The organism is Roseococcus sp. SDR (assembly GCF_019083995.1).
Classification (GTDB): domain Bacteria; phylum Pseudomonadota; class Alphaproteobacteria; order Acetobacterales; family Acetobacteraceae; genus Roseococcus.
In genome coordinates this window covers 163976-172078 of the sequence record NZ_JAHRCU010000010.1, presented here as the reverse complement: position 1 = coordinate 172078, position 8103 = coordinate 163976, and the positions used below count along the sequence as shown (strand labels likewise).

Sequence of the window (8103 nt, the reverse complement as noted above, 5' to 3'; positions counted from 1 at the left end):
GGCCGCAGGCGCGGCAGCGGCAGGCTTCGGCGCGGCCGGCGCGGCGCCGGTCGGCGCGGCCTCGCCCGGCTCCACCAGCACGGCGATGGGCGCGTTCACCTTCACGCCCTCGGTGCCGGCGGGGACGAGGATCTTGCCCAGCACGCCCTCATCCACGGCTTCCACTTCCATGGTCGCCTTGTCGGTCTCGATCTCGGCGATCACGTCGCCGGCCTTGATCGTGTCGCCCTCGGCCTTCAGCCATTTGGCGAGGGTGCCCTCCGTCATGGTCGGCGAGAGGGCGGGCATCAGGATGTTGGTGGCCATGATGCGTGCTCCTCAGCGATAGGTCACGGAACGGGCGGCATCCACCACCTGCTCCAGACGCGGCAGGGCGAGCTTCTCGAGATTCGCGGCATAGGGCATCGGGATGTCGAGGCCATGCACGCGGACCGGCGGCGCATCCAGATCGTCGAAGCAATGCTCGATGATCTGCATGGCAAGCTCGGCGCCGATGCCGGCGAAGGGCCAGCCCTCCTCCAGCGTCACCACGCGGTTGGTCTTCTTCACGCTCGCCACGATGGTGTCGATATCGAGCGGGCGGAGGCTACGCAGGTTGATCACCTCGGCGCTGATGCCCTGCTCGGCCAGCTTCTCGGCCGCCTGCATGGCCATGCCGACCATGATGGAGAAGGCGAGGATGGTCACGTCCGTCCCCTCGCGCTCCACCTTGGCCTTGCCGATGGGCAGGATGAAATCCTCATCCGTCGGGCATTCGAAGCTGTGCCCGTAGAGGATCTCGTTCTCCAGGAAGATGACCGGGTTGGGGTCGCGGATGGCGGCGCGCAGCAGGCCCTTGGCATCCGCCGCGCTCCAGGGTGCGACCACCTTCAGGCCCGGGCAATGGGCGTACCAGCTTGCATAGCACTGGCTGTGCTGGGCGGCGACGCGGCTGGCTGCACCGTTGGCGCCACGGAAGACGATGGGGCAACCGAGCTGCCCGCCCGACATGTAGAGCGTCTTGGCGGCCGAGTTGATGATCTGGTCGATCGCCTGCATCGAGAAGTTGAAGGTCATGAACTCGACGATGGGCTTGAGGCCGGTGAAGGCTGCCCCCACCGCCATGCCGGTGAAGCCATGCTCCGTGATGGGCATGTCCATCACGCGCTTCGGGCCGAACTCGTCCAGCAGGCCCTGGCTGATCTTGTAGGCGCCCTGGTACTGCGCGACCTCCTCGCCGATCAGGAAGACATCGGCGTCGCGGCGCATCTCGGCGGCCATGGCGTCACGCAGCGCCTCGCGAACCGTCATCGTCTTCGTCGGCCCCCAATCCTTCTCGGCGCTGACGGCGCGCGGGGCGGCGGGAATGGTGGCGGGGGCGGCGGCAACGGGCGCGGGCGCGGCGACCGGCGCAGGTGCCGCCTTGGGCGCGCCGCCGCCATCCAGCTCCGCGATGGGCGCATTCACCGCGACATTCTCGGTGCCCTCGGGAACGAGGATGCGCGTCAGCGTGCCCTCATCCACGGCTTCCACTTCCATGGTCGCCTTGTCGGTCTCGATCTCGGCGATCACGTCGCCGGCCTTCACCGCATCGCCTTCCTTCTTGAGCCACTTGGCGAGCTTGCCCTCCGTCATGGTGGGGCTCAGCGCCGGCATCAGGATTTCAACGCCCATCTTACTTGACTCCTTGGCCGAACGCCCCGTCGGAGCCGGGGCTTGGCAGCAGCACATCGGTCCAGAGTTCGCTCTCCGGCGGCTCGGGGGATTCCTGCGCGAAATCGGCGCTGTCCTGGACGATCACCTTCACCTCGTCATCAAGCTTCTTGAGTTCGGCCTCGGTCACGCCCTGGCCCAGCAGCATGGCGCGCGCCGTCTCCAGGCAGTCATGCTGCTCGCGCATCTTCTGCACCTCCTCGCGCGTGCGGTACTTCGCGGGGTCGGACATGGAGTGGCCGCGATAGCGGTAGGTCTTCATCTCCAGCAGATACGGGCCGAGGCCGGCGCGGCAATGCGCCACGGCGCGCTGCGCCGCCTCATGCACGGTGACGACGTTCATGCCGTCCACCTGCTCGCCCGGGATGCCCCAGGGGCTGCCGTTCTGCGACAGGTCGCGCGAGGCCGAGGCGCGGTCCACGCTGGTGCCCATGCCGTACTTGTTGTTCTCGATCACGAAAATGCAGGGCAGCTTGAACAGCGCCGCCAGGTTCAGGCTCTCATAGACCTGGCCCTGGTTCGACGCGCCTTCGCCGAAATAGGCGACGGCCACATGGTCATTGCCGCGATACATGTTGGCAAACGCCAGGCCGGCGCCGAGCGAGACCTGGGCGCCCACGATGCCATGGCCGCCATAGAAGCCCTTCTCGCGGCTGAACATGTGCATGGAGCCGCCCTTGCCGCGCGAATAGCCGCCAATGCGGCCCGTCAGCTCGGCCATCACGCCGCGCGCTTCCATGCCGGTCGCCAGCATGTGGCCATGGTCGCGGTAGGAGGTGATGACCTGGTCGCCCGGCTTGAGGGCCGCCTGCATGCCGACGACGACCGCTTCCTGGCCGATATAGAGGTGGCAGAAGCCGCCGATCAGGCCCATGCCGTAGAGCTGGCCGGCCTTCTCCTCGAAGCGGCGGATCAGCAGCATGTCGCGATAGGCCTGAAGGAGCGCGTCACGCCCCATGGCGGGCTGCTCGGCCGCGCTTTTTGCGCGACGCTTGGCGGGTGGGGCTTTGGCGGCCATGGATCTCTCCCTGCGTGATCATCGCTGATTACGCTGCCCGGAGAGGCTGTGCAAGCATGGAAAGGATGGCAAAAATCCGTTGCATTGCAACGGAATGCGGCGATTAACCGATTATCAGTTAACGTCTTTCGTGATGCCGCAGCGCAACAATCGGCCGAAGCCTTTGATTGTTCAGAAAAGCCGCTGGCCGGGCGGATAGGGGATCACGATCTCCTCCCGCGTGGTGAGATTCAGCATGGCCCGGGCGCGTTCCTCGAGCTGGTCGGGGTCCAGCCTGTCGCCGCGCATGGCGTTCACCCGGCGCTCCGCCGCCTCGCGCTCGGCGATGGCGCGGTCGCGCTCGATGCGGGCGGCGGCGATCTCGGCCAGGCGCTGCTCGCGTGCGATCAGGCCGCGATCCCCGTGCGAGGCGTGCCAGACGAAGAAGGCCGCGATGCTCGCCAGGATGACCGGCGGCGCCAGCAGCTTGAGCATGCGGATGAGCCACCGCCCGAAATTCATGAAAACCCCCAGAAAGCCCGTCCCCCGACGCGCGAATCCGACAGAATCACCATCCGGGCGCGCGCGCAAGGGTTTCCGCCGCTTCTCGGGCGCGAAGACGGAAAGCAATGCGGGACATAGGATTTTATTGCTGGCCGACGAAACCAGGAACATGCCCTGCCTCGCGGACCAATCCCATCCGCATCACCGAAGCCGATCTGCGAAGCGCCATGCGCGAACCACGCTACTGGCAAAGCGGCCACCCGGAGCGCGATGCCTTCGCCGCCTGGGTGCGCGGCGGCTTCGGCGCGCTGCATCCGAAGGACGGTGCGGCCCGCGGCGCCGTCTGGGTGCGGCCCTATCGGCGCGAGGGCAAGCCCGTCGCCGGCCATTGGCGCAGCCCGCCGCCGGGTGGCGCCGGCTCAAGCGCGGGCGCCGCGCCGCCCGGGACCATCCAATACGCGAATTGGCGAAGATCCCTCTGGGACCGCCTGACGCGCGGCCCGACCGATGGCCGGGGCGGGCCAGGACGAAGGCCGAACAATGATGACCGCCGCGGCCCGCGGCCAACCCTGCCGCCGCCCGCCGCGCCGGAGGATGAAGTCGGCCAGCGCATTGACCGGCTGCTGCGGGACCGGCTGACAGCGCCGGATCCCGAGAAACCCGTGTTGAGGAATGGCGAGTTCCAATGGCGGCGCGATGGCGGATCGAGTTTGCGCGAGCGCGACATCACGGAGCTACGGCCTATCCAAATGCGCCGAGCAGATCCGGACAGTGACGTCCGAATCTACCGCCTGGACGACAACAGGCAGATCACCGTGAGGCCGAGTACAACAATCCGGGATACGCCCTTTCCCACGCTGGATGTGCAGCAGCGAGTGGTGCTTCCCGGCGGCCGGGAAGAATGGGCCACCATCCACAAGATCCGCTATCGGCTGAATGATTAGGAGCCCGCGCATGACCCAGGACGACAGTGACGACCTCCCCGGCCCCTGCCTCGAAGAGTTTATGGAAGGCATGGCCCATATCCCGGGCCGCGCCGCACAAATGGCGCTGCGCGACAAGGCCTACGACATGCTGGAAGTCTTCAAGACCCGATCAGGTGCGCCGGGCACAAGGCTCAGCAATGCGTGGCTAGGCGAGCATGACTGGCGCGTCCAACTCCTCCAGCACTGGGATATCCGCAACAGCGGCCCGCCGGACATGTTCGAGCCGCTCGTCGCGGCCCTCAAGCGTCGCAACACCACCCACCTGTGCGGGACCTATGTGAGTGGCCGGGGCACCACTCCCCCTACGGCCGTCTGGCGCATCCCCTTGGAGGCCGCCCTCATTTCCAGCTTCTTCGAGGCGCATCGCTACAGCTTCCACATCCTCTTCCCCGAGGATCGCAGCTTCGCGATCCACGCCATGGAGGATGTGTGCGCCGCCTTCGCCGGCCCCGAAGCCTTCCTGCGCGAGGCCCTGCTGCCGGAATTCCAGGGTGAAGCGGCGCTGGCCGACCTCAAGGACGCCATGGACGAGGAATATGGCGAAGCCGCCTTCGCCAGCGTCCTGGCCCATTACGGCCCCTTCCTCCTGGAAGGCTGAGATGGCGCGGCCCGCGGCGCCAGGGATCGGGGTCCGGGGCCTCTCGGCCCCGGCCGCCGGAGGCCCTTTCCTCAGCGCTTCAGGATGGTCCGGCCGGCGTAACGGGCAGCCGGCCCCAGATCCTGCTCGATGCGGATCAGTTGGTTGTACTTGGCCAGCCGGTCCGAACGGCTGAGCGAGCCGGTCTTGATCTGCCCGCAATTGGTGGCGACGGCGAGGTCGGCGATGGTGAAATCCTCCGTCTCGCCCGAGCGGTGGCTCATCACCGCCGTGTAGCTGGCGCGATGCGCCATATCCACGGCCTCCAGCGTCTCGGTCAGGGTGCCGATCTGGTTCACCTTCACCAGGATGGAATTGGCCGTCGCGCGCTCGATGCCCATGGCCAGGCGCTCGGGGTTGGTCACGAAGAGGTCGTCGCCCACCAGCTGCACCTTCGCACCCAGGCGGTCGGTCAGCAGCTTCCAGCCGGCCCAGTCATCCTCGGACATGCCGTCCTCGATGGAGATGATGGGCCACTTGGCGCAGAGGCCTTCCAGGTAGCCCACCATGCCGGCGGCATCGAGCTTCTTGCCCTCGCCCTCCATGTCATAGACGCCGTCCTTGTAGAATTCGGTGGCGGCGCAATCGAGGGCGAACATCACATCCTCGCCCACGCGGTGGCCGGCGGCCTCGCAGGCCTTGGCGATGAAGGCCAGCGCCTCATCCGCGCTGCCGATATTGGGCGCGAAGCCGCCCTCATCGCCCACATTGGTGTTGTGGCCGGCGGCGTGCAGCTGCTTCTTCAGCGCGGCGAAGATCTCGGAGCCCACGCGCACCGCATCGGCGATGGTGCCGGCGGCGACCGGCATGATCATGAATTCCTGGATGTCGATCGGGTTGTCGGCGTGCTGGCCGCCATTGATGATGTTCATCATCGGCACCGGCAGGGTGCGGGCATAGGCGCCGCCCACATAGCGATAGAGCGGCAGGCCATGCGCCTGGGCCGCCGCCTTGGCGGTGGCGAGGCTGACCGCCAGCATGGCGTTGGCGCCGAGGCGCGACTTGTTGGGCGTGCCGTCGAGCTCGATCATCATCTGGTCGATCTTCACCTGGTCGGCCGCGTTCAGGCCGCCGATGGCGTCGAAGATCTCGCCTTCCACATTGGCGACGGCCTTGAGCACGCCCTTGCCGCCGTAGCGCGCCTTGTCGCCATCGCGCAGCTCGACGGCCTCATGCGCGCCGGTCGAGGCGCCGGAGGGGACGGCGGCGCGGCCGCGGCTGCCATCATCCAGGATCACCTCCGCCTCCACCGTCGGGTTGCCGCGGCTGTCGAGCACTTCGCGGGCAATGATGTCGGCAATGGCGGGCATGGGTCGGTCCTTCCGGCTGCGGATGCCCGCGCGGATAGGCCGGGCGGCGCGAAAGGGCAAGGTGAGGCCTTGTGTCGAGATACGGATGTTATAATATCACATCCATGCCCCTCCTCTGCGAAGCCTTCCCCCCCGACGCCGCGGCGCATGAGGCCCCCGCCCGCGCCGTGATCGGCACGCCCGAGACGGTGCTGCTGACGGCGCTCCGCCCGGACGTCGCCCTCGCCCTCTGGCTGCGCGAGGAGCCATCCGGCTTCGGCAAGCCGCTCCGCCCGCTGCGCCAGGCCGGCGCCTTCCGCGCCCTGGCCGAGGGCACGCCGGACGAGGCGCTGGACCTGCTTTGCGAGCAGCTGCCCGCCGGCGCCCCGATGGAGCTTCTTTCGGACATGCTGCGCCTGTCGCACATGTTCGCGGTGCTGACCCGCAATGAGCATGTCCGGCTGCGCTTCGACGGCATCACCGGCGATGCCTGCCGCAAGTTCCATGTGGATTCCGTGGGCTTCCGCCTGCTCGTCACCTATGCCGGCCCAGGCACGCAATGGAGCATGGGCGATCCTGAGTCCGGCGCCGGCATCGAGGAGGTGCCGCGCTGCTCGGTCGTTTTATTCCGCGGCCGCAAGCGGGAGGGCGCCACCACCCTGCACCGCTCGCCCCCGCTGTCCCACCTGCCCGAGGCGCAGCGCTCGCGCCTCGTCTTCTGCATCGACGAACCGGAGTGCTGCGCGTGACCCAACCGCTTCCCGTCACCGTCCTCTCCGGCTTCCTCGGCGCCGGAAAGACGACGCTGCTGAACCATGTGCTCGCCAATCGCGAGGGCCGGCGCGTCGCCGTCATCGTGAACGACATGAGCGAGGTGAACATCGACGCCGCCCTGGTCGGCGGGCCGGCCGCGGATGAAAACGGCAACACCGGCACCCTCTCCCGCACCGAGGAAAAGCTCGTCGAGATGAGCAATGGCTGCATCTGCTGCACCCTGCGGGAGGATCTGATGCAGGAGGTCGCGAAGCTCGCCGCCGAGGGGCGCTTCGACGCGCTGCTGATCGAAAGCACGGGTGTGAGCGAGCCCATGCCCGTCGCCGCCACCTTCGACTTCACGACCGAGACCGGCTTCCGCCTGGGCGATGTGGCGAAGCTCGACACCATGGTGACGGTGGTGGATGCCAAGGCCTTCCTGGAGGATTACGCCAGCGCCGACACGCTGCGCCAACGCGGCGAGAGTGCCGGTGAGGAGGATCACCGCCTGCTGGTGGACCTGCTGATCGAGCAGGTGGAATTCGCCGACACCATCGTGGTGAACAAGGCCGATCTGGTGACGGAGGCCGAGCTTGGCCGCCTCGCCGCCCTGCTCGCCACCTTCAACCCCTCGGCCGAGATCCTCTCCACCGCGCATGGCCAGGTGCCGCTCTCCAAGGTGCTGGGCACGGGCCGCTTCGACATGGAGCGCGCGCAGAACGCGGCCGGCTGGCAGAAGGCGCTGTTCGGCGAGCATCTGCCGGAGAGCGAGGAGTTCGGCGTCACCAGCTTCGTCTGGCGGGCGCGGCGGCCGGTGCATCCGGCGCGCTTCAAGGCGCTGATCGAGGGCGACCTGCCGGGCGTGGTGCGCGCCAAGGGCTTCTTCTGGCTCGCCACCCGCCCCGCCTGGGTGGGCGAATGGCAGCTCGCCGGCCGCATGGGCCGCCACCAGGGGGCGGGCTTCTGGTGGGCCGCGATCGAGGAGCAGCGCTGGCCGGAGGACCCGGCCTGGCGACAGATGATCCGCGACCTCTGGGTGGAGCCGAGCGGGGATCGCCGGCAGGAGATCGTCTTCATCGGCATCGGCATGGATGAGGCGAAGCTGCGCGCGGAGCTCGACGCCACGCTGCTGACGAATGAGGAATGGCGCGCCGGGGCGCGCGCCCATGCCCGCCTGCCCGACCCCTTCCCCGCCTGGTCCCGCTGAGGCCCCCCACTTGCGCGGCGCGCTGCAAATGCCGTTGA

Annotated in this window: 9 protein-coding genes; 4 read left to right on the top strand and 5 right to left on the bottom strand. The window is 68.0% G+C overall.

Going from position 1 to position 8103, the window contains the following annotated elements:
* The 4 genes from KTR66_RS13450 to KTR66_RS13435 form a co-directional block, all read right to left on the bottom strand.
* Window positions 1–306: biotin/lipoyl-containing protein (locus KTR66_RS13450; protein WP_213613152.1), on the bottom strand; the 306-nt coding region annotated here is incomplete at its 3' end.
* Between the two features lie 12 nt (window positions 307–318).
* Window positions 319–1653 carry a pyruvate dehydrogenase complex E1 component subunit beta gene (locus KTR66_RS13445; protein ID WP_213613150.1) on the bottom strand — a complete coding sequence of 445 codons (1335 nt, stop codon included), beginning with the start codon at window positions 1651–1653 and terminating at the stop codon, window positions 319–321.
* A 1-nt stretch (window position 1654) separates the two neighbouring features.
* Complete coding sequence (gene pdhA / locus KTR66_RS13440) at window positions 1655–2650, bottom strand: pyruvate dehydrogenase (acetyl-transferring) E1 component subunit alpha (protein ID WP_213613176.1); 996 nt, start codon at window positions 2648–2650, stop codon at window positions 1655–1657.
* A 231-nt stretch (window positions 2651–2881) separates the two neighbouring features.
* The gene (locus tag KTR66_RS13435) at window positions 2882–3211 is read right to left on the bottom strand and encodes a septum formation initiator family protein (protein ID WP_249732096.1); all 330 of its coding nucleotides are present in this window, start codon (window positions 3209–3211) and stop codon (window positions 2882–2884) included.
* Between the two features lie 209 nt (window positions 3212–3420).
* Here KTR66_RS13435 and KTR66_RS13430 point away from each other — a divergent pair, with 209 nt between their 5' ends.
* Together KTR66_RS13430 and KTR66_RS13425 are read left to right on the top strand one after the other, a co-directional pair.
* Window positions 3421–4137 carry a hypothetical protein gene (locus KTR66_RS13430; RefSeq protein WP_213613148.1) on the top strand — a complete coding sequence of 239 codons (717 nt, stop codon included), beginning with the start codon at window positions 3421–3423 and terminating at the stop codon, window positions 4135–4137.
* A 10-nt stretch (window positions 4138–4147) separates the two neighbouring features.
* Complete coding sequence (locus tag KTR66_RS13425; protein ID WP_213613146.1) at window positions 4148–4777, top strand: hypothetical protein; 630 nt, start codon at window positions 4148–4150, stop codon at window positions 4775–4777.
* A gap of 71 nt (window positions 4778–4848) precedes the next feature.
* Here KTR66_RS13425 and eno read toward each other — a convergent pair whose 3' ends face one another.
* Window positions 4849–6126 (bottom strand): phosphopyruvate hydratase, encoded by a 1278-nt coding sequence (gene eno, locus KTR66_RS13420; protein ID WP_213613144.1) that lies wholly within the window; start codon window positions 6124–6126, stop codon window positions 4849–4851.
* Between the two features lie 104 nt (window positions 6127–6230).
* Between eno and KTR66_RS13415 the strand changes: the two genes are divergently transcribed.
* On the top strand, window positions 6231–6854 hold the full coding sequence (locus KTR66_RS13415) for a DUF1826 domain-containing protein (RefSeq protein ID WP_213613142.1): 624 nt from the start codon (window positions 6231–6233) through the stop codon (window positions 6852–6854).
* The gene (gene zigA / locus KTR66_RS13410; RefSeq protein ID WP_213613140.1) at window positions 6851–8065 is read left to right on the top strand and encodes a zinc metallochaperone GTPase ZigA; all 1215 of its coding nucleotides are present in this window, start codon (window positions 6851–6853) and stop codon (window positions 8063–8065) included. Before KTR66_RS13415 ends, zigA begins: the two co-directional genes overlap by 4 nt.
* Window positions 8066–8103 lie beyond the last annotated feature (38 nt).

Coding starts and splice junctions, on each gene's coding strand:
- KTR66_RS13415 (WP_213613142.1), top strand. CDS start 6,231: ATGCCCCTCCTCTGCGAAGCCTTCCCCCCCGACGCCGCGGCGCATGAG.
- KTR66_RS13445 (WP_213613150.1), bottom strand. CDS start 1,653: ATGGGCGTTGAAATCCTGATGCCGGCGCTGAGCCCCACCATGACGGAG.
- KTR66_RS13425 (WP_213613146.1), top strand. CDS start 4,148: ATGACCCAGGACGACAGTGACGACCTCCCCGGCCCCTGCCTCGAAGAG.
- pdhA (WP_213613176.1), bottom strand. CDS start 2,650: ATGGGGCGTGACGCGCTCCTTCAGGCCTATCGCGACATGCTGCTGATC.
- KTR66_RS13430 (WP_213613148.1), top strand. CDS start 3,421: ATGCGCGAACCACGCTACTGGCAAAGCGGCCACCCGGAGCGCGATGCC.
- KTR66_RS13435 (WP_249732096.1), bottom strand. CDS start 3,211: ATGAATTTCGGGCGGTGGCTCATCCGCATGCTCAAGCTGCTGGCGCCG.
- eno (WP_213613144.1), bottom strand. CDS start 6,126: ATGCCCGCCATTGCCGACATCATTGCCCGCGAAGTGCTCGACAGCCGC.